Raw genomic sequence first — 19,484 nt, 5'->3', positions numbered from 1 at the left:
AACCGCCGACCCCCTCCGTGTAAAGGAGATGCTCTACCAACTGAGCTAATCACCCCCGCTGTGTGGAGTCGCATTATAGGGAGAGTTGAAAATGAGTCAACGCATTTTCTAAAGTTTTTATTCGTTCGTCGTAAAATTAAACAAAACGATCGCGAAACGGGCGATGACGCATGATTTCTAAACAAAAATCGCAAACTCCCTCACGATAAAGGGATCAACATTGAGGAATCCCCCCACAGTGATAGAATATTGCCCATTGTTTTTTTCCCAGGATTTGCCGATTGCCGGCATCTTTATAACGTAAGGCCATTTCATGAAAATCAAAACTCGCTTCGCGCCGAGCCCGACAGGCTATCTGCACGTCGGTGGTGCACGTACCGCTCTCTATTCCTGGCTTTTTGCACGCCACAACAAAGGTGAGTTCGTACTGCGTATTGAAGACACCGATCTTGAGCGCTCCACGCCGGAAGCAATTGAAGCCATTATGGATGGTATGAACTGGCTCAATCTGGAGTGGGACGAAGGCCCGTATTTCCAGACCAAACGTTTTGACCGCTACAACGCCGTGATTGATGAGATGCTGGTCGCGGGTACAGCGTATAAATGCTATTGCTCCAAAGAACGCCTTGATGCGCTGCGTGAAGATCAGATGGCGAAGGGTGAAAAACCGCGTTATGACGGCCGCTGCCGCCATGACCATAGCGAGCATGCTGCTGATGAACCGTGCGTGGTGCGTTTTGCTAACCCGCAGGACGGCTCGGTAATTTTTGACGACCAGATCCGGGGCCCGATCGAATTCAGCAACCAGGAGCTGGACGATTTGATCATCCGCCGCACCGACGGTTCCCCAACCTATAACTTCTGCGTTGTGGTTGACGACTGGGATATGGAAATCACGCATGTTATCCGTGGCGAAGACCATATCAACAACACTCCACGTCAAATCAACATCCTGAAAGCGCTGAACGCCCCTGTTCCGGTCTATGCGCACGTGTCCATGATCAATGGCGACGACGGCAAAAAACTGTCTAAACGCCACGGTGCGGTCAGCGTCATGCAGTATCGCGACGACGGCTATCTGCCGGAAGCGCTTCTGAACTATCTGGTGCGTCTGGGCTGGTCCAGCGGCGATCAGGAGATCTTTAGCCGTGAAGAGATGATCAATCTGTTCTCTCTGGGCGCGGTGAGCAAATCTGCGAGCGCGTTTAACACTGATAAGCTGCTCTGGCTGAACCACCACTACATCAATACCATGCAGCCGGAATATGTGGCGACATACCTGCAGTGGCACATTGAGCAGGCAAATATTGATACTCGTACTGGCCCTGAACTGGCGGAACTGGTGAAACTGCTCGGCGAGCGTTGCAAAACGCTGAAAGAGATCGCTGAAAGCTGCCGCTACTTCTATGAAGAGTTTGACGAGTTCGATGCAGACGCGGCGAAGAAGCACCTGCGTCCGGTTGCGCGTCAGCCACTCGAAGTGGTGCGTGACAAACTGGCGGCGATGACTGACTGGACTGCCGAGAATGTGCATCATGCCATTCAGGCGACGGCAGATGAGCTGGAAGTTGGTATGGGCAAAGTGGGTATGCCACTGCGTGTGGCAGTCACCGGTGCGGGTCAGTCTCCGGCACTTGATGTTACCGTTCATGCCATTGGTAAATCACGCAGCGTAGCGCGCATTAACAAGGCGCTGGATTTTATTACTGAGCGCGAAAACCAGCAGTAATAACGCCTGAACCATGAAAAACGGCAGGGAAACCTGCCGTTTTTTTATGCATTAAATTCAGCAATGCCGAGACGTGCAAGAAAGCCGCGTATCCCTTCTCGCTTCAGTAACGCATCCAGACGTTCCTGCTCAAGGTGCGTCATATTCTCCAGCGTCTCGATGATCCCAGGACGCAAAGTAGAGGAGGGGTCACTGTACAACGATGTCACCTCCGCCAGATGGTACACCGCCTGACGGTTACGGACAGCCGGGAGGCTCATGATGTGCTCCTTCACGCGGGCATCAATGTGAATCAGCCGTGCACGTCCGCCTTTCACCCCATTGACGCCCTCGGTTTTCCATCCCTGCTGGCGTATCCAGCGGTTCACCGTTTGCCGTGCAACACCCAAATTTTCTGCCAGCTCTTCTGTGGTCATTTTGCTACGGAATCTTTTCATATCAGTTCTGGTCGCGTATCCCTAAACGTTGCAACAATCCGGTAATCCCTTCCCGCAGTAACAGTGATGTCATCTGCCTTTGCTCTTCCGGCGTCATTTCATTTGCCAGCGTCAGGAGCAGGGAGTGAAGCGAGCCATCATGGCTGGCACTTTCTGGTATCTCAGACGTTTCACTTGCCCGGCGCGCGCTGCGGATAAACTCACGCACTTTTTCATTAACGTGCACCAGACGCGCTTTGCCGCCCTGGACTCCTGGTTTTGGCGATGTAATCCAACCCTCTTTGCGTACCCATTTATTGATGGTCTGGCGGCTATAGCCAGTGAGCAGGGCTAACTCTTCTGGCGTCATTCGTTCCTTGATCATGCAATTTCCTGAATATTCGTGGGGTTAATTAACGGCTCATTTTATAGCACCGTTTTAGAGGAAAATGTGACAGGCTTAACTCATGACTGCGAGCAGACTCGCAAAGTGATTCATTTGCATGATTTTTCGGCGATTGAACCGCCGTCATTGATTTTGCCGTTGACACTCCGCAGCGGAATTCATATTATGCCGCCCGTCAACATGACAGCTTTACGATGGGGCTATAGCTCAGCTGGGAGAGCGCTTGCATGGCATGCAAGAGGTCAGCGGTTCGATCCCGCTTAGCTCCACCAAAATTTGAACCCTCGTCGAAAGACGGGGGTTTTTTTATGCTTTTGTAAAACTCTTCACCCTAATTTGTTGCTGAAATAGAGGTGTTTTTGTACCTCACCTCAATCAAAATCAATAAAGCGGTCTATAAATAGACTTCAACTTGATTCGCGCAATTAATAAACCTATTATCCATCCGGTCAATGATACGAATGGAAAATAGATTATCTAACTTAATGAATAGAAAAACTTACAATAATGTAAAGATATTTATAACTGCCCTGGCGCTTTGCCTGGTTGCGGTGCCATTCTCCCGTTATATCTCTCCGCGCGCTGTTGTTAATGGTCATGACGTATATTTAGCATGGCTGCCTTTAAGCGTAATGCTGGCGGTTATTCTGGTATTTGGGCGTCGGGCGGTTATTCCTGTTCTGTTAAGTTTTACTATCACTAATATATTCAGCATTGATTTAGCACCGCTACAATATTCAGTTTTATTGTTCTGTCAGACGTTCTCGGTGTTTGCGGGGTGCGGCATCCTCAGGATCATACTGGGCAAGCGCTGGCGCTACTGCGTGCCGAACAAGCATATTGGGTTACGGATATTTTGGCTCGGCTTTATGGTACCGATAGGCATAAAAGTGTCGATGTACCTGGCAGGTTATTTGTTCCATTTCCCGGTTACTATCTCAACCTTCTTCGGTGAAGGTACCGCAATTTATAACGTAGTCGATATACAAAGTCTGATCTGCGCGGCGTTGATATTTACCATGATGTTCTATTACCCGTTAAGAATGATAATTAATCCACGTTATGCCATCACCTTCTGGCGACGCAGTGTGAAGCCCGTGTTTTTTCAAAAGAAATCGCTATATATATTAGTCTGGCTGATGCTTTTAATCGTCATCCTCGCAATTTTATGTGCTCCTTTTGAGTCACCTATTATTGCGGGCTATTTAATGCCAGTGATTTTTATTCTCTTTACGTTAGGGATCAGTCGCCTGAGCTACGCGCTCATTTCTCTTTTCTGGGCGGCATCCGCACTTCTGCTGTTGACCTATAACTATAATTTCCTCAATGGCGTGGAGTCAGGCCATTCGCTCTCCTTTATTTTGTCTGTCCTTATCTCTTTCGCCATCTGTTTGCTCTATATGTCGCGGATTTATCAGCGCAGCGAGTGGCTGAAGCAGGACTGGCAGGACAGGGCGCTAACCGATCCGCTGACCGGTTTACCGAACATTCGTGCACTGGAAGATTTTCTGCAGGACCACCCTGATGCCAAAGTGTGCTGTCTGCGAATGGACAACCTCGAGTTCTTGAGTCGTCACTACGGCATTCTTATGCGGGTGCATTGCAAACGGATGGTGACCACCTCGCTGCAGCCATTTTTGCAAAAAGATGAGCGGCTTTTCCAGCTCCCGGGCAGCGAACTGGTGCTGGTATTGCTGGGGCCGGGAACCGCTGAGCGCCTGCAGCATATGGTCGATCAGCTGAACAGCCGTAAGATTGTCTGGAACAACACCGGGTTGGATATTGAATTTGGCGCTTCCTGGGGAATGGTTGAAAACGGTGAGAAGTTACACCATACGCTGGGGCAGCTCAGCTGGCTGGCTGAGCAATCTTGCGGAGCGCATAATGTACTGGCGCTCACCAATAGCCTCGAGGTGGCATCAGGACAAACAACCGAGCGGGTTTTGATGTTAGCACGCATTAAACATGCTTTGGATGCCGGACAGTTTCATTTATACGCCCAGCCAATCCAGAAGGCAGATGGTAGCGGGTATTACGAAATACTGACGCGCATGGAAAGCGAGGGCGAGATCATCACCCCAGACCGCTTTATACCGCTGATTGCCCAGTTTAACCTGAGCCACCGCTTCGACATGTGCGTTATGGAAAAATTACTGGTGTGGCTGCGCGATCATCCAGCGACGCATGCCGGAGTGCGTTTTTCTGTCAATCTGATGCCCCTGACGTTGATGCAAAAAGAGGTGGCCATCGAGATTTGCTCGCTCTTTGAACGCTATGGCGTAGCACCACAGGCGGTGGTGATTGAGATCACCGAAGAGCAGGCTTTCTCTAATTCGGGCAGCAGTATCAAAAACATTCAGCAGTTGCGGGACTGCGGTTTCCGGATCGCGATTGATGATTTCGGCACCGGATATGCCAACTACGAACGTCTCAGACGTCTGCAGGCGGACATCATCAAAATTGACGGGTGCTTTGTAAAAGATATCTGTACCGATGATATGGATGCGATGATCGTGCAGTCGATTTGCAACCTGGCGAAGACGAAATCACTGAGTGTGGTGGCCGAGTATGTTGAAACGCCGGAACAGCGGGAGAAGCTGCTTCACTTCGGGGTCGACTATCTGCAGGGTTACCTGATTGGTAAACCCAAACCGCTTAATGAATTACGGACATAAAAAAACCGGGAGCTGAGCTCCCGGTTTTTATTTCGCTGCAGGTGTTACAGTACCAGTGCCGCAATAGAGGCAGACAGTACGCTCACCAGCGTAGAACCGTAAACCAGCTTCAGCCCGAAGCGAGAAACCACGTTACCCTGTTCTTCATTCAGACCTTTAATCGCACCGGCGATAATACCGATGGAAGAGAAGTTAGCGAAGGAGACCAGGAACACGGACAGGATGCCTTCCGCGCGTGGCGAGAGCGTGCTGGCAATTTTCTGCAGATCCATCATCGCAACGAATTCGTTAGAGACCAGTTTAGTCGCCATGATACTGCCTACCTGCAGCGCTTCATGTGCAGGAACACCCATCACCCAGGCAACCGGGTAGAAGATGTAGCCCAGAATGCCCTGGAAGGAGATACCCAGAACCGCTGCGAACAGGGCGTTCAGAGCAGAAATCAGGGCAATAAAGCCGATCAGCATCGCCGCAACGATAATCGCCACTTTGAAACCAGCCAGAATGTACTCACCCAGCATTTCGAAGAAGCTCTGACCTTCATGCAGATTTGCCATCTGCAGGTTTTCTTCGCCTTCGTCAACACGGTACGGGTTGATCAGAGAGAGAACGATAAAGGTACTGAACATGTTCAAGACCAGCGCGGCAACCACGTATTTAGGTTCCAGCATCGTCATATACGCACCCACGATAGACATGGAGACGGTAGACATTGCGGTGGCTGCCATGGTGTACATGCGGTTGCGGGACATCTTACCGAGGATGTCTTTATAGGCGATGAAGTTCTCAGACTGACCCAGGATCAGGGAGCTGACGGCGTTGAACGATTCCAGTTTACCCATGCCGTTAACTTTAGAGAGTACGGTACCAATGGCGCGGATAACGACGGGCAGAACACGAATGTGTTGCAGAATACCGATCAGCGCAGAGATGAAGACGATAGGGCACAGTACCTTCAGGAAGAAGAACGCCAGACCTTCGTCGTTCATTTTACCGAAGACAAAGTTCGTCCCTTCGTTGGCGAATCCGAGCAGTTTTTCGAACATTTCGGAGAAGCCTTTTACGAAGCCAAGCCCCACGTTGGAGTTCAGGAAGAACCACGCGAGCAAAACTTCAATAACGAGAAGCTGAACAACAAAGCGGATGCGGATTTTTTTACGGTCATGGCTGACCAGTAACGCAAGCGCAGTAACGACAACGAGTGCCAGGACAAAATGAAGGACGCGGTCCATATTTGCTCCAAATATGAGGCAGGTTTAATTTTCGTGCACATTCTATGTAACAAGCGAAAAGAAAACGAGATCAAGGACACACTATAGTTACATCCTGTGACGAGTCTCAAAATTAGTGATCCACAATACATTTTTGTTATGTTAGGTAAATGCGTGAAAAGTTAAGTTTGTGTGCTAGTCTTCACAAAAGCGTGCGCGATTGCAGGTTTTGTTAGATCGCCCCACCTTACCCGCCCGTCTATTGTTCAAAGCTATCAGAGAAATCACTATAAACTCACTAAATGATCTTGATAATCATTCTCATTTTGATAGCATTAAACATAGCAAAGGCTATATTTCCAGAGGCAGAAATGACAAACAGTCGCGTAGAGGGTAGCAGTGGCAGAGCAGCGCGCAAGTTGCGGTTCGCGTTAATGGGACCTGCGTTCATTGCTGCCATCGGCTATATCGATCCAGGTAACTTTGCGACCAATATTCAGGCCGGGGCCAGCTTCGGCTATAAGCTGCTCTGGGTGGTCGTGTGGGCTAACCTGATGGCCATGTTGATTCAGATGCTGTCCGCGAAGCTGGGGATTGCCACGGGCAAAAACCTGGCTGAACAAATTCGCGATCATTATCCGCGTCCGGCGGTATGGCTTTACTGGGTTCAGGCGGAAATTATCGCCATGGCAACTGACCTCGCCGAATTCATCGGGGCCGCGATTGGTTTTAAATTGATCCTCGGCGTCTCGCTGCTTCAGGGCGCGGTGCTCACCGGGATTGCCACTTTCCTGATCCTGATGCTGCAGCGTCGCGGTCAAAAACCGCTGGAAAAAGTTATCGGTGGGCTGCTGCTGTTTGTGGCGGCGGCCTATATCGTCGAACTGATTTTCTCTCAGCCGAATCTGGCACAGCTCAGCAAAGGGATGATTATCCCGAGCCTGCCAACCTCTGAAGCGGTGTTCCTGGCCGCCGGTGTGCTGGGCGCAACCATCATGCCGCATGTCATTTACCTGCATTCCTCGCTGACACAGCACCTGCACGGTGGGACGCGCAAAGAGCGTTACTCTGCGACGAAATGGGATGTGGCGATCGCCATGACCATTGCCGGTTTTGTGAACCTGGCGATGATGGCGACCGCTGCCGCCGCTTTCCATTTTAACGGTCACACCGGTATTGCCGATCTCGACCAGGCATACCTTACGCTGGAGCCGTTACTGAGCCATGCTGCTGCCACGATATTCGGGCTGAGCCTGGTGGCGGCCGGTCTCTCGTCAACGGTTGTGGGGACGCTGGCAGGGCAGGTGGTGATGCAGGGCTTTGTCCGTTTCCACATTCCGCTTTGGGTTCGTCGCTCCGTGACCATGCTGCCCTCCTTTGTTGTGATTCTGATGGGGCTGGATCCCACGAGAATTCTGGTCATGAGCCAGGTACTGCTGAGTTTTGGTATCGCGCTTGCACTGGTGCCGCTGCTGATCTTTACCAGTGACAAAAGCCTGATGGGCGAACTGGTGAACAGCACGCTGGTGAAACGAACCGGTTGGGTCATTGTGGCGGTAGTGGTGTCGTTGAACCTGTGGCTCCTGGTCGGCACTGCTCTGGGGTTATAGCATCGCGTTGAACCAAAGAAAAAGGAGCCGGGAGGCTCCTTTTTGCATTACTGATGATGCATTAGTGATGATGCATTAGTGATGATGGCCGTGACCACCGTGTCCTCTGCCACCGTGACCCCAGCCACCGCGGCGGTCGTCACGATCGTTCCAGCCTTCACGGTAACCACGCTCATAGGCGTTGTTTTTGTACCAGCCGCGATGCAGGCCATTATCATGTCTGCGCCAGCGGTCGCCGCGCCACTCATAGTGACGGTTCCAGTAATCACGGTCGCGCCAGTAGCCACCGTCCCAGTATCTGCCGTAGTCGTCACGATCGCCAATTTGTAATTTAACTGATGGCAACAGGGTGATTTCGCCCGCAGTGGCGATCAGCGGGGCCGAAGCCAGTAATACCGCTGCAAGAATCAGTGACCTGAACATACTCTTTCTCCTTCACGATCGGGGCCTTTGTGGGGCCTGTTAACGCAATATTACGAGTTGGTAAAGGCTCGTTTCATCGCCTCAACTCCTAATTCATGAATGAGAGCACTTTTTGCTAAAAGTGATTTTATTTTGAGCTGTTCAGGATCTCATCAATGATTGCCAGTTCTTCCGCCGAGAAATGGCGGTTTTCCAGCATTGCCACGGCATCGTCAATCTGGGCAGTTTTACTGGCCCCAATCAGCACTGACGTTACCGACTCGTGGCGTAAAATCCACGCCAGCGCCATCTGTGACAGTTTCTGGCCGCGGTTTTCCGCCAGCGCGTTCAGTTGACGGACCTTCTCCAGCTTCTCTTCGGTGATCTGATCGGGGTTAAGGAACTTACTGCCGCTTGCCGCACGCGAGTCTGCAGGAATACCGTTCAGGTAGCGGTTAGTCAGCTGTCCCCCCGCCAGCGGCGAGAAGGGAATGCAGCCGACGCCTTTTTCCTGCAGCACGTCCAGCAGGCCTTCCTCTGGCGCACGTTCAAACATCGAATATTTCGGCTGGTGGATCAGACACGGCGTCCCAAGGTCGTTCAGGATATCGATAGCCTTGCGGGCCTGTTCTGCAGGGTAATTTGATAACCCGACGTAAAGGGCTTTTCCCTGGCGCACCACATGGTCAAGCGCTTTCATGGTTTCCAGCAGTGGCGTTTGTGGGTCAGGACGGTGATGATAGAAGATATCCACATATTCCAGCCCCATACGCTTCAGGCTTTGATCCAGGCTGGCAACCAGATATTTGCGTGACCCCCAGTCGCCGTAGGGGCCATCCCACATGGTATAACCCGCTTTGGTCGAGATGATCAGCTCGTCGCGCCATGGCAGGAAATCTTCCTGCAAAATGCGACCGAAGTTACGTTCGGCTGAGCCGGGAGGAGGACCGTAATTATTGGCAAGGTCGAAATGCGTAATACCCAGATCGAACGCGCGTTGTAAAAGTTGACGGCTGTTTTCGACAAGCGTGGCGTCGCCAAAATTGTGCCACAACCCGAGTGAGATGGCAGGCAACCTGAGTCCGCTTTGCCCACAGCGGCGATACTGCATTGTCTGATAACGATTTTTGTCCGGCTGGTAACCCATTCTGATGCCCTCTGGCGCTGAAAGGAAAAATCAGTGTATACGTTTACATTTACATGAAAAAAAAGAGCATAGCGCAGCCTTTTTTGTAAAGCATTCTTTCCATGCCCTTCTTACGACCAATTCTGGACAGCCATCACGCTTCTTTAATACTCAAAGTGAGGTCAACGTCAGAAGGACACCTGTTATGCGAACCCCATACTGCGTCGCCGATTACCTGCTGGACCGTCTTACAGATTGTGGTGCCGATCATCTGTTTGGCGTGCCGGGCGACTATAACCTGCAGTTTCTCGACCACGTAATAGACAGCCCGGATATTTGTTGGGTGGGCTGTGCCAATGAGCTGAACGCATCCTATGCCGCTGACGGATACGCCCGATGTAAGGGCTTTGCCGCGCTGCTGACCACATTCGGCGTTGGGGAGTTAAGTGCCATGAACGGTATTGCCGGCAGCTATGCCGAGCATGTCCCGGTTTTACATATTGTGGGGGCGCCGGGTACGGCGGCACAGCAAAGGGGAGAGCTGCTGCATCATACGTTGGGGGATGGGGAGTTCCGTCACTTTTATCATATGAGCGAGCCGATCACCGTCGCACAGGCGGTCCTTACCGAACAAAATGCCTGTTATGAAATCGACCGTGTGCTGACAACCATGCTTCGGGAACGTCGCCCCGGTTATCTGATGTTACCCGCCGATGTGGCAAAAAAAGCCGCCACGCCGCCTGTAAACGCTCTCACTCATAAGCAGGCTCATGCCGATAGCGCCTGCCTGAAAGCGTTCCGTGATGCTGCTGAGAACAAACTGGCGATGAGCAAACGTACCGCGCTGCTGGCCGACTTCCTTGTTCTGCGCCATGGCCTGAAGCATGCGCTACAGAAGTGGGTGAAAGAGGTACCGATGGCCCATGCCACCATGCTGATGGGGAAAGGGATATTCGACGAGTGTCAGGCGGGTTTTTACGGCACATACAGTGGTTCAGCCAGCACTGGCGCGGTAAAAGAGGCGATTGAAGGGGCTGACACGGTATTGTGTGTTGGCACGCGTTTTACCGATACCCTGACGGCCGGGTTCACGCACCAGCTTACCCCGGCGCAGACCATTGAAGTTCAGCCGCATGCCGCACGCGTCGGGGATGTCTGGTTTACCGGCATCCCAATGAACCAGGCGATTGAGACGCTGGTCGAACTCTGCAAACAGCATGTGCATGCTGGCCTTATGTCGTCATCATCCGGCGCAATACCTTTCCCGCAGCCGGACGGTTCGCTTACCCAGGAGAATTTCTGGAGAACGTTGCAAACCTTTATTCGCCCGGGGGACATTATCCTTGCCGACCAGGGAACATCGGCCTTCGGTGCGATTGATCTGCGTTTACCGGCTGATGTGAATTTTATCGTCCAGCCGCTGTGGGGCTCGATTGGTTACACGCTGGCGGCGGCGTTTGGTGCACAAACCGCATGCCCGAACCGACGCGTGATTGTGCTAACGGGGGATGGCGCGGCCCAGCTCACCATTCAGGAACTAGGCTCGATGCTGCGTGATAAGCAGCACCCCATTATTCTGGTGCTCAACAACGAAGGCTACACGGTTGAGAGGGCTATCCACGGGGCGGAGCAGCGGTATAACGACATTGCTTTGTGGAACTGGACGCACATTCCGCAGGCGTTGAGCCTCGATCCTCAGTCTGAGTGCTGGCGGGTCAGTGAAGCGGAACAGCTGGCGGACGTACTTGAAAAAGTGGCGCACCACGAGCGGCTCTCGTTGATTGAGGTGATGCTCCCGAAAGCGGATATCCCGCCGCTGCTCGGGGCGCTTACCAAAGCTCTGGAAGCGCGTAATAACGCCTGATTACTTGTCGTTTCGCCAGGCCATCATCATCGGTTTGCCCGCCAGCAGGAGCCAGGCGGGCAACATCACGATACAGAGCAGGGGGAAGAGCGTTGAATCCGGCACCACTACCGCCGCCATAAACAGGCTCAGCCACGCATCGCGCGTCACCACCAGCACCAGCCCCAGAATTGAGCAAGAGACCGTTATCGCTGCCGGCACCGCATCCACATGCTCATGCAGCATCAGCCCCAGCGCCACGCCGATAAACACCGCCGGGAAGATACGCCCACCGCGGAACCCACATGCTGCAGCTACCACCAGCGCCGCCAGTTTAACCAGCGCAAACAGCAGGTAATCAGACACGCTGAACACCTGGCTGAAAGCCAACTGCTGCATTTCATCAAGGCCTTTAAACAGCGTTACCGTTCCGCCGATAGCCCCTAATACGCCCAGCATCAGACCACCCGCCCCCAGAATCAGCACCGGGTGCTTCAGCCGGTGCATCAGACGGTGCAGGCGCGGAAGGCACCATACCGCAATCATCCCGAGTGCAATGGCGATCGCGACGACGATGGCACCGCTGAAAATATCGGCAATATGCATCTGACCGTAGTGGGGCAGAGAGAGTGAGAAATGAGGATGGAAAAACAGACTGGTCGTGAGCGCACCAGCCGCAGCGGCCATCAGCGGCGCAAAGAGTTTATCCCAGAGCGGGACGTCGTTATTGCTGGTAAGCGTCTGAGAAAAAATAAGGGCGGCGGCAACGGGCGTGCCGAAAAGCGCCCCGATGGTGCCTGCAGAGGCGAGGATGGTCCAGTCCAGCGCACCGACCCGGGGTAAAATGCGCGAACCGAGAAAGACCGCCATACCAATGTTTACCGCCATGATGGGGTGTTCAGGACCAAGGCTGACACCGCCCGCCAGACCCAGGATCAACGCGATAATCAGCCCCGGCAGCGCCGAGGGGGGAACGGGCGCACCGATCAGTGGCTCAAGCGCCGGATCCGGCCCGGCGTGCCCGGGGCTAAAGCGGATCACCAGACCCACCGCAACGCCGGTGAGCGTCAGCATCAACATGATCCATCCCGGCGAATCCACGCTGACGCCCAGTTGTGCAGGAAGCGCCGTCCATAACATCGCCTGCAACACCGACGCGACTTTCATCACGACAATGAGCACCAGACTTGAGGCAACGCCAATGATCAGCGCCGGTATTGCCAGTAAGAGCATGGTTCTGGCTCGCGGATGGAGCATGATGATTTCCTTGTACAAAACGCTATTACGTTACTTTGCACAATCAGCTTTATGGCAATAGTGCAAAAGGTGCTGAAACGGTAAAGTTATTCTGTGACGAAGATCGATAATCCACGGGCATTCACCTTCCGGTCGTTGTTGTTATCACGCCTTGAACTTACAGTGTCCCAAAGATTTATTCTGACTTTAGCGGAGCAGTAGAAGAATGACAAAGTATGCTTTGGTAGGCGATGTGGGCGGCACGAATGCTCGCCTTGCCCTATGCGATGTAAATAGCGGTGAAATTTCCCGGGCGAAAACCTATTCAGGGCTGGATTATCCAAGTCTTGAGGCCGTTGTTCGGGTCTATCTTGAAGAGCAACAGGTGAGCATCGAAGACGGATGTATCGCCATTGCCTGCCCGATTACCGGTGACTGGGTGGCGATGACCAACCATGTCTGGGCATTTTCCATCGCTGAGATGAAAAAAAACCTGGGTTTTGCGCATCTTGAAATCATCAATGACTTTACTGCCGTGTCCATGGCGATCCCGATGCTGAAGCCAGAGCATCTGATTCAATTTGGCGGTACAGCGCCAGTAGAAGGTAAGCCGATTGCGGTCTACGGTGCCGGTACCGGTCTTGGCGTTTCACATCTGGTTCACGTCGACCAGCGTTGGGTAAGCCTGCCGGGTGAGGGCGGTCACGTGGACTTTGCGCCCAACAGCGAAGAAGAGGGCATTATCCTCGAAGAGCTGCGCGCTGAAATCGGCCACGTCTCCGCCGAGCGCGTGCTTTCCGGTCCGGGTCTGGTGAATCTGTACCGGGCGATTGTAAAATCAGACGGCCGTCTGCCGGAGAATTTGCAGCCAAAAGATGTGACCGAGCGCGCGCTGGCGGACAGCTGCATTGACTGTCGCCGTGCGCTGTCGCTTTTCTGTGTGATCATGGGACGGTTTGGCGGCAACCTGGCGCTGACGCTGGGTACCTTCGGGGGAGTCTACATCGCGGGCGGGATCGTACCGCGTTTCCTCGACTTCTTTACAGCCTCAGGCTTCCGCGGTGCGTTTGAAGACAAAGGTCGCTTCAGAAGCTATGTGCAGGACATCCCTGTGTACCTGATTGTGCACGATAACCCTGGCCTGCTTGGCTCGGGCGCGCACCTGCGTCAGGTACTGGGTCAAATCCTCTGACGACTATCCCTCTCCTGCGGGAGAGGGGATTTTTACAGATGCATCAGCTGGCGGAACTCTTTCACCTTGCTGCGACTCACCGGGACCTGAAAATCAAGATCCTTCAGACGCAAAATATAGGTGTTGTTAAACCACGGTTCGATCTCGCGGATCTTGTTTAGATTGACGCAAAACGAACGGTGGCAGCGGAAAAAGTGCGCCGCCGGCAGTTTGTTGCAAAACTCGGTGATGTTCATTGCCATCACGTACGATTCACGCCGTGTATAGACAAACGTCATCTTCTCGTGCGCTTCGGCATAGTAGATATCGTCGATAGGCGTCACGATGATGCGTTCATCCTTGACCAGATTTATGGTGTCGTTTTCACGTATCGCCGGGCTTGCGTTAGCAGGCGTGGCCTGTTGTTGCCATGCGGCTTCCAGCTTTCGCAGCATGCTGACAATACGCGATTCCTGGTAAGGCTTCAGAATATAGTCAAACGCTTCCAGTTCGAAGGCTTCTACGGCGTGCTCTTTCCAGGCGGTAACGAAAACAATAAACGGCTTATGAGCAAACTGATTAATATTTTGCGCCAGTAATACACCGTCCAGTGATGGAATGTTGATATCCAGAAAAATGGCGTCGACCCGGTTATGCTGCAAAAACTTGAGCACGTCCAGACCATCCTCAAAGGTACCCACAATCTCCATCTGGCTGTGCGTTTTGATAAGCCAGCTCAGCTCCTGTTGAGCCAGAATTTCATCTTCCACGATGATGACTTTCATTGATTACTCCGGCCTATGGCAACAGTGATGTCGCTGCATGAACGGGGGAGCGTTCATTCGGGACGTAAAAAGCAATTTCGGTGCCGGGTTCGAGACGGTGAATGTGCAGTCCATCGCCGAACAACAGCTTGACCCGATGGTGCACGTTCAGCAGTCCAATTTTATTGCCCGGCATTTCGTTAGACTCCACGCGCTCAATGACTTTTGGATCAATACCGTGGCCGGTATCGCGCACGGCAATGCGCACGCGGTTACCGCTTTCGGTTACGCTGATGGTGACCACGCCTTTACCTTTACACGGCTGAATGCCGTGAACAATCGCGTTTTCCACCAGCGGCTGGATCAGCAGGCTTGGGATCACACAATTGATCTCTTCATCGATATCGTAAATCACCGTGAGCTTGTCACCAAAACGGGCCTGCTCAATCGCGATATAGTCCTTGATCTGATACAGCTCTTTTTTGATGTCGATCTGCTCGTCATCGTTCAGTTCAATGTTGTAGCGCAGGTAGCGCGACAGATTGAATATAAGCTGACGCGCGGTGTCCGGATTCATCCGGATGGAGGACGAGATGGCGTTCAGCGCGTTAAACAGAAAATGAGGATTGATTTTGCTCTGAAGCGCGCGCAGTTCTGCCTTATTTGCCATCTCGCGCAGCTGTTCTGCACGGGAAACTTCCAGCTGGGTAGAGATAATTTGCGACAGGCCGATGGCCATCTCCTGAAGCGTGGAGGTGATCTGGTGCGCGTGGCAGTAGTAGATTTTTAGTGTGCCCGTTACCACGCCTTTTTCCCACAGCGGAATCACCAGCATGGAGTGGATTTCCGGCGTTCGGTGAGCTTCATCATTGTTCTTAATGATGATTTTACCGTAGTTGATCGCCTGTCGGGTGGTGGGGCTAATGGTATCGTCATTATCGCGGTAATTGTGTTCCCCGACGCCGACGTAAGCCAGTACGTGGTCGTTATTGGTAATGGCGACCGCATCGGCATGAATATCGCGGCGGATTATATCGCAGACCTGACGTAACGACTCCGCGTTCACATGGCGGAAGAGTGGCAGCGTTTTGTTGGCGATATCCAGCGCCAGCTTGGCCTGACGCGCGGCACTGGCCTCTTTTTCTCCCTCAACGCTTTGTACCAGCAGCACGATAAAACCGATGCAGACGCTGCCGAGGATCATGGGAATACCGATTTTCGAAACGATATCCAGCCCCAGTGCGATAGTGGGGGCCCACACCACCACCAGGATCATGGTCAGCGTTTCGCACACCATGCCGGCGATGATCCCGGCGCGCCAGCGCTGCTTTTTCGGGATCTTGCGGTTAATCCATCCTGACAGTATCCCGGCAATAATACTGGTAATAAAACAGGGAATTGCCGTCACGCCACCGATATCAATCAGGTAACGGTGCGTACCGGCAATCAGTCCGGTGATGACGCCGACCCACGGGCCAAACAAAATCCCGCCGGACATAACGGCAATGATGCGCACGTTAACCAGCGATCCCTCGACCGGCACGCCGGACCAGGTGCTGAACAACGCGAACAGCGAGAAGATAGCCGTTACGGCCAGCAGCTCTTTTGGCGAGTGCGCAGACTTGTGCAAAAGCTCGCGGAACAGGCGAATGCGGATAAGGAAAAACAGGCAAATCAGCATTAATGCCGCGCGGTCAAAAACTGCCAGCAGCATATTGAATATTTCGTGCACGAGTAGACCAGGGAAAACGGGAAAGAACCATGATAAAAAACCTGGCGCGTATTGACCAGCTATCCGTCAGGTTTATCAAATGGGGAAAAACCCTGTTTTGCAAAGGGGATGATCAGGAGAGGGCTGAAGTCTCCCGATTTTTTTGTGATAACGCCTGAGCAGGTAACGGTTTTGATATCATCGTGTTACACAACAGATATCAGAAAGAGGCTGTCACTTCGGACGCTTCCGCTTTTCAATGCAGCAGGGTTCCGATTTTAGCGCGCACTCTTTTTTTTCATTTCCCTCTCGACAGCATGATTTTTTTCAGGTTATTTTCTAAACATGCCACATCGGTGGCAGCGTCGCTCGGACGGTCCGGGCGCTAACGTTAATCTGAGGAATCTATGGCTGAATTCAGTCCTGAACGCCGTTTTACGCGTATCGATCGTCTCCCCCCTTATGTATTCAACATCACTGCTGAACTGAAAATGGCTGCGCGTCGGCGCGGCGAAGACATTATTGATTTCAGCATGGGTAACCCTGACGGCCCAACACCGCCGCATATTGTTGAGAAGTTATGTACGGTTGCTCAGCGTCCGGATACGCACGGCTACTCCACCTCTCGCGGTATTCCTCGATTACGTCGTGCAATTTCTCGCTGGTATCAGGATCGCTACCAGGTTGATATCGACCCTGAAAGCGAGGCGATTGTCACCATCGGCTCAAAAGAAGGTCTGGCGCACCTGATGCTGGCGACTCTGGATCATGGTGATACCGTACTGGTGCCCAATCCGAGCTACCCGATTCACATTTATGGTGCAGTGATTGCCGGAGCGCAGGTTCGCTCCGTACCACTGGTGGAAGGGGTCGATTTCTTTAACGAACTGGAACGTGCGATTCGCGAAAGCTATCCGAAACCTAAGATGATGATCCTCGGTTTTCCGTCGAACCCGACGGCGCAGTGCGTAGAGCTCGATTTCTTTGAAAAAGTGGTCGCCCTGGCCAAACGTTACGACGTGTTGGTGGTGCATGATTTAGCCTATGCCGATATTGTCTATGACGGCTGGAAAGCCCCTTCGATTATGCAGGTTCCTGGTGCACGCGATGTGGCGGTTGAGTTCTTTACGCTGTCGAAAAGCTACAACATGGCTGGCTGGCGCATCGGCTTTATGGTGGGCAACAAGACGCTGGTGAATGCCCTGGCGCGCATCAAGAGTTATCACGACTACGGTACCTTTACCCCGCTTCAGGTCGCGGCTATTGCAGCACTTGAAGGCGATCAGCAGTGTGTGCATGAGATTGCTGCGCAGTATAAGCGTCGCCGTGATGTGCTGGTCAAAGGGTTGCATGAAGCGGGCTGGATGGTGGACATGCCGAAAGCGTCCATGTACGTCTGGGCTAAAATTCCGGAGCCGTATGCGGCAATGGGATCGCTGGAGTTTGCCAAAAAGTTGCTGCAGGATGCGAAGGTATGTGTCTCGCCGGGCATTGGCTTTGGTGATTATGGCGACACCCATGTGCGATTTGCTCTGATTGAAAACAGTGACCGCATCCGCCAGGCGGTGAGGGGCATCAAGAGTATGTTCCGCGCCGACGGACTTCTCTCATCGAAAAGCGTCACCGAACATCACGCGTCATCATGACATAAAAAAACAGGAGCCATCGGCTCCTGTTTTTTTGACTGCATGTTCTTCACTAGATCATCAGGGCAAACGTTCCGGCCCAGACTAAAACAATCACCGAAATGCCCATAAAGAAATATTTCACGTTTCATCGCTCCGCGTATCTTGTGGTACGCATTTAAAAACAGAGTCCACCTGATTATAGAGAGCTGAAGTTGGCTTATAGCGGAAATAAGATTTTTCCCGTAATACCGCCGACTCCCGCTCAGAATTCTGTGCTTTCCTGTTGCCAGACGGCGCTAATGTACGCCTAAAAATGGGGGGTGACAAGAGGGGTTTTTTTAAATAATTTCCGTCACTTACGGGTGTCGTGGAACGGCGACAGTTTGATTTCAGAACGCAATAAATTCACTTTGAGCGACGCAAAGAAAGACAGTACACAGCGTGATTACAGGTCATTGAAAAGGTTAGTTTCTTAACGAAACTAACCTTCTGGAATTTAGATATACAGCGAGGCTTCGCCAAGAGGGCGTGTTTTGAAACGGCGATGCATCCAGAGATATTGCTCAGGCGCACGCATGATTTCCATTTCGATAACTTTATTGATGAACGTAGCGGCTTCGCCTTCGTTTTCCGGATAGTTAGCCATCTCAGGGGAGATATGCAGGCGATAGCCTGATTTATCCGCTTTTCTGACCATCGTGACGGTCAACATGGAGGCACCGGAAAGGCGTGAAATCACAAAGGTACCATTGGTCGTGGCGACATCTTTCACTGCAAAGAACGGAGCGAAGCTACTGCCTTTACGCCCATAATCCTGGTCCGGTGCGAACCAGACGGCCTCACCTTTTTTCAGTGCGCCAACCATGCCGCGCAGGTTGTTACGGCTGATCATCGCCTTATTCGAGCGCATACGACCACGTGTCTGCACCCATTCCATCACAGCGCTGTTGTGCGGACGGTAGGTTGCCATCATCGGCTGGCAAAGCCCCATGACGCGCCCCCCCAGTTCCAGTGACATAAAATGAACGCCGACCACCATCACGCCGCGGTTTTGCAACTGGGCACGTTTCAGGTTATCCAGGCCTTCCACATCAAACCATTTACGAACACGCTCATCAGACCAGAACCATGCCATACCGGTTTCAAGCAGAGCCATGCCGATAGATTTAAAGTTTTCAGCAATCAGTTTTTCGCGCTGTTCCGCATTGTACTGTGGAAAGCAAAGTTCGAGATTTTTACGCGCAATAGACTCACGACGCTTAAGGAAGTGGCGCGATGCGCTGCCAAGCCTGGAGCCCAGAATGCGGATTACGGGATAAGGAAGCTGAACCAGTAACCAGAGCACGCCAAGACCAAACCATGTGAACCAGTAACGCGGGTGCAGAAACGCGCGTTTGAATTTGGATTGTGACAAAATAATGGGAACCTATATAAAGTCGGTGAAAGTCACGCATTGCGTAACCACGTACCTGTTAGACCGTAGTACAAGGTCATGGTTGCAGGCTTTACCGATCTTTACGGCGTTGCCTGGCCATTGCTGACGTTGGGTGGGCGGT

General features: G+C 52.4%; 16 protein-coding genes and 1 tRNA gene. 7 read left to right on the top strand and 10 right to left on the bottom strand.

Annotated features, from left to right (window positions below; genetic code table 11):
- Positions 1–313 precede the first annotated feature (313 nt).
- Entirely contained in the window at positions 314–1,729 is a 1,416-nt protein-coding gene (gene gltX, locus QLG09_RS01540; protein WP_014171074.1) for a glutamate--tRNA ligase, read from the top strand.
- Positions 1,730–1,773: 44 nt separating this feature from the next.
- On the opposite strand, the gene QLG09_RS01535 is transcribed toward gltX, so the two are convergent.
- A complete protein-coding gene (locus QLG09_RS01535) occupies positions 1,774–2,166 on the bottom strand; it encodes a YfeC-like transcriptional regulator (protein WP_014171073.1) in 393 nt (130 codons plus the stop codon).
- 1 nt (position 2,167) lies between these two features.
- Positions 2,168–2,530, bottom strand: a complete 363-nt coding sequence (locus QLG09_RS01530) for a YfeC-like transcriptional regulator (protein ID WP_014171072.1) — start codon at positions 2,528–2,530, stop codon at positions 2,168–2,170.
- A 217-nt stretch (positions 2,531–2,747) separates the two neighbouring features.
- Between QLG09_RS01530 and QLG09_RS01525 the strand changes: the two genes are divergently transcribed.
- A tRNA-Ala gene (locus tag QLG09_RS01525) sits at positions 2,748–2,823 on the top strand.
- 213 nt (positions 2,824–3,036) lie between these two features.
- Positions 3,037–5,226 carry an EAL domain-containing protein gene (locus QLG09_RS01520; RefSeq protein ID WP_025203504.1) on the top strand — a complete coding sequence of 730 codons (2,190 nt, stop codon included), beginning with the start codon at positions 3,037–3,039 and terminating at the stop codon, positions 5,224–5,226.
- 44 nt (positions 5,227–5,270) lie between these two features.
- Here the strand turns inward: QLG09_RS01520 and QLG09_RS01515 are convergent, their stop codons facing one another.
- Positions 5,271–6,458: a NupC/NupG family nucleoside CNT transporter gene (locus QLG09_RS01515; RefSeq protein WP_014171069.1), complete on the bottom strand. Its 1,188-nt coding sequence runs from the start codon at positions 6,456–6,458 to the stop codon at positions 5,271–5,273.
- Positions 6,459–6,808: 350 nt separating this feature from the next.
- Between QLG09_RS01515 and QLG09_RS01510 the strand changes: the two genes are divergently transcribed.
- Positions 6,809–8,047, top strand: a complete 1,239-nt coding sequence (locus tag QLG09_RS01510) for an Nramp family divalent metal transporter (RefSeq protein ID WP_020883097.1) — start codon at positions 6,809–6,811, stop codon at positions 8,045–8,047.
- Between the two features lie 75 nt (positions 8,048–8,122).
- On the opposite strand, the gene QLG09_RS01505 is transcribed toward QLG09_RS01510, so the two are convergent.
- Positions 8,123–8,470 (bottom strand): DUF2502 domain-containing protein, encoded by a 348-nt coding sequence (locus QLG09_RS01505; RefSeq protein ID WP_014171067.1) that lies wholly within the window; start codon positions 8,468–8,470, stop codon positions 8,123–8,125.
- Positions 8,471–8,597: 127 nt separating this feature from the next.
- Positions 8,598–9,596, bottom strand: coding sequence for an L-glyceraldehyde 3-phosphate reductase (gene mgrA, locus QLG09_RS01500; RefSeq protein WP_049022633.1), 999 nt, complete (start codon positions 9,594–9,596; stop codon positions 8,598–8,600).
- A gap of 184 nt (positions 9,597–9,780) precedes the next feature.
- On the opposite strand from mgrA, the gene ipdC reads away from it, so the two are divergent.
- On the top strand, positions 9,781–11,439 hold the full coding sequence (ipdC, locus tag QLG09_RS01495) for an indolepyruvate decarboxylase (protein WP_049022634.1): 1,659 nt from the start codon (positions 9,781–9,783) through the stop codon (positions 11,437–11,439).
- Here the strand turns inward: ipdC and QLG09_RS01490 are convergent, their stop codons facing one another.
- Positions 11,440–12,675, bottom strand: coding sequence for an ion channel protein (locus QLG09_RS01490; protein WP_020883101.1), 1,236 nt, complete (start codon positions 12,673–12,675; stop codon positions 11,440–11,442).
- Positions 12,676–12,880: 205 nt separating this feature from the next.
- Here QLG09_RS01490 and glk point away from each other — a divergent pair, with 205 nt between their 5' ends.
- Complete coding sequence (gene glk, locus QLG09_RS01485; RefSeq protein WP_020883102.1) at positions 12,881–13,846, top strand: glucokinase; 966 nt, start codon at positions 12,881–12,883, stop codon at positions 13,844–13,846.
- 32 nt (positions 13,847–13,878) lie between these two features.
- On the opposite strand, the gene QLG09_RS01480 is transcribed toward glk, so the two are convergent.
- Entirely contained in the window at positions 13,879–14,610 is a 732-nt protein-coding gene (locus tag QLG09_RS01480) for a LytTR family DNA-binding domain-containing protein (RefSeq protein WP_020883103.1), read from the bottom strand.
- Between the two features lie 13 nt (positions 14,611–14,623).
- Complete coding sequence (locus QLG09_RS01475; protein ID WP_049022635.1) at positions 14,624–16,321, bottom strand: sensor histidine kinase; 1,698 nt, start codon at positions 16,319–16,321, stop codon at positions 14,624–14,626.
- Positions 16,322–16,707: 386 nt separating this feature from the next.
- Here QLG09_RS01475 and alaC point away from each other — a divergent pair, with 386 nt between their 5' ends.
- Positions 16,708–17,946, top strand: a complete 1,239-nt coding sequence (alaC, locus tag QLG09_RS01470) for an alanine transaminase (protein WP_025203511.1) — start codon at positions 16,708–16,710, stop codon at positions 17,944–17,946.
- A gap of 52 nt (positions 17,947–17,998) precedes the next feature.
- On the opposite strand, the gene ypdK is transcribed toward alaC, so the two are convergent.
- Positions 17,999–18,070 (bottom strand): membrane protein YpdK, encoded by a 72-nt coding sequence (gene ypdK, locus QLG09_RS01465; RefSeq protein ID WP_099458937.1) that lies wholly within the window; start codon positions 18,068–18,070, stop codon positions 17,999–18,001.
- 354 nt (positions 18,071–18,424) lie between these two features.
- A complete protein-coding gene (lpxP, locus tag QLG09_RS01460; RefSeq protein WP_025203512.1) occupies positions 18,425–19,345 on the bottom strand; it encodes a kdo(2)-lipid IV(A) palmitoleoyltransferase in 921 nt (306 codons plus the stop codon).
- Positions 19,346–19,484: the final 139 nt, after the last annotated feature.

The sequence above is a fragment of the Enterobacter sp. V89_11 genome (assembly GCF_029967775.1).
GTDB lineage: Bacteria > Pseudomonadota > Gammaproteobacteria > Enterobacterales > Enterobacteriaceae > Enterobacter > Enterobacter ludwigii.
This window is presented reverse-complemented; position numbering and strand designations above follow the sequence as displayed.

Excerpts from the sequence above, each read along its gene's own strand:
- gltX (WP_014171074.1), top strand. The coding sequence starts at position 314 with ATGAAAATCAAAACTCGCTTCGCGCCGAGCCCGACAGGCTATCTGCAC.
- QLG09_RS01535 (WP_014171073.1), bottom strand. The coding sequence starts at position 2,166 with ATGAAAAGATTCCGTAGCAAAATGACCACAGAAGAGCTGGCAGAAAAT.
- QLG09_RS01530 (WP_014171072.1), bottom strand. The coding sequence starts at position 2,530 with ATGATCAAGGAACGAATGACGCCAGAAGAGTTAGCCCTGCTCACTGGC.
- QLG09_RS01520 (WP_025203504.1), top strand. The coding sequence starts at position 3,037 with ATGAATAGAAAAACTTACAATAATGTAAAGATATTTATAACTGCCCTG.
- QLG09_RS01515 (WP_014171069.1), bottom strand. The coding sequence starts at position 6,458 with ATGGACCGCGTCCTTCATTTTGTCCTGGCACTCGTTGTCGTTACTGCG.
- QLG09_RS01510 (WP_020883097.1), top strand. The coding sequence starts at position 6,809 with ATGACAAACAGTCGCGTAGAGGGTAGCAGTGGCAGAGCAGCGCGCAAG.
- QLG09_RS01505 (WP_014171067.1), bottom strand. The coding sequence starts at position 8,470 with ATGTTCAGGTCACTGATTCTTGCAGCGGTATTACTGGCTTCGGCCCCG.
- mgrA (WP_049022633.1), bottom strand. The coding sequence starts at position 9,596 with ATGGGTTACCAGCCGGACAAAAATCGTTATCAGACAATGCAGTATCGC.
- ipdC (WP_049022634.1), top strand. The coding sequence starts at position 9,781 with ATGCGAACCCCATACTGCGTCGCCGATTACCTGCTGGACCGTCTTACA.
- QLG09_RS01490 (WP_020883101.1), bottom strand. The coding sequence starts at position 12,675 with ATGCTCCATCCGCGAGCCAGAACCATGCTCTTACTGGCAATACCGGCG.
- glk (WP_020883102.1), top strand. The coding sequence starts at position 12,881 with ATGACAAAGTATGCTTTGGTAGGCGATGTGGGCGGCACGAATGCTCGC.
- QLG09_RS01480 (WP_020883103.1), bottom strand. The coding sequence starts at position 14,610 with ATGAAAGTCATCATCGTGGAAGATGAAATTCTGGCTCAACAGGAGCTG.
- alaC (WP_025203511.1), top strand. The coding sequence starts at position 16,708 with ATGGCTGAATTCAGTCCTGAACGCCGTTTTACGCGTATCGATCGTCTC.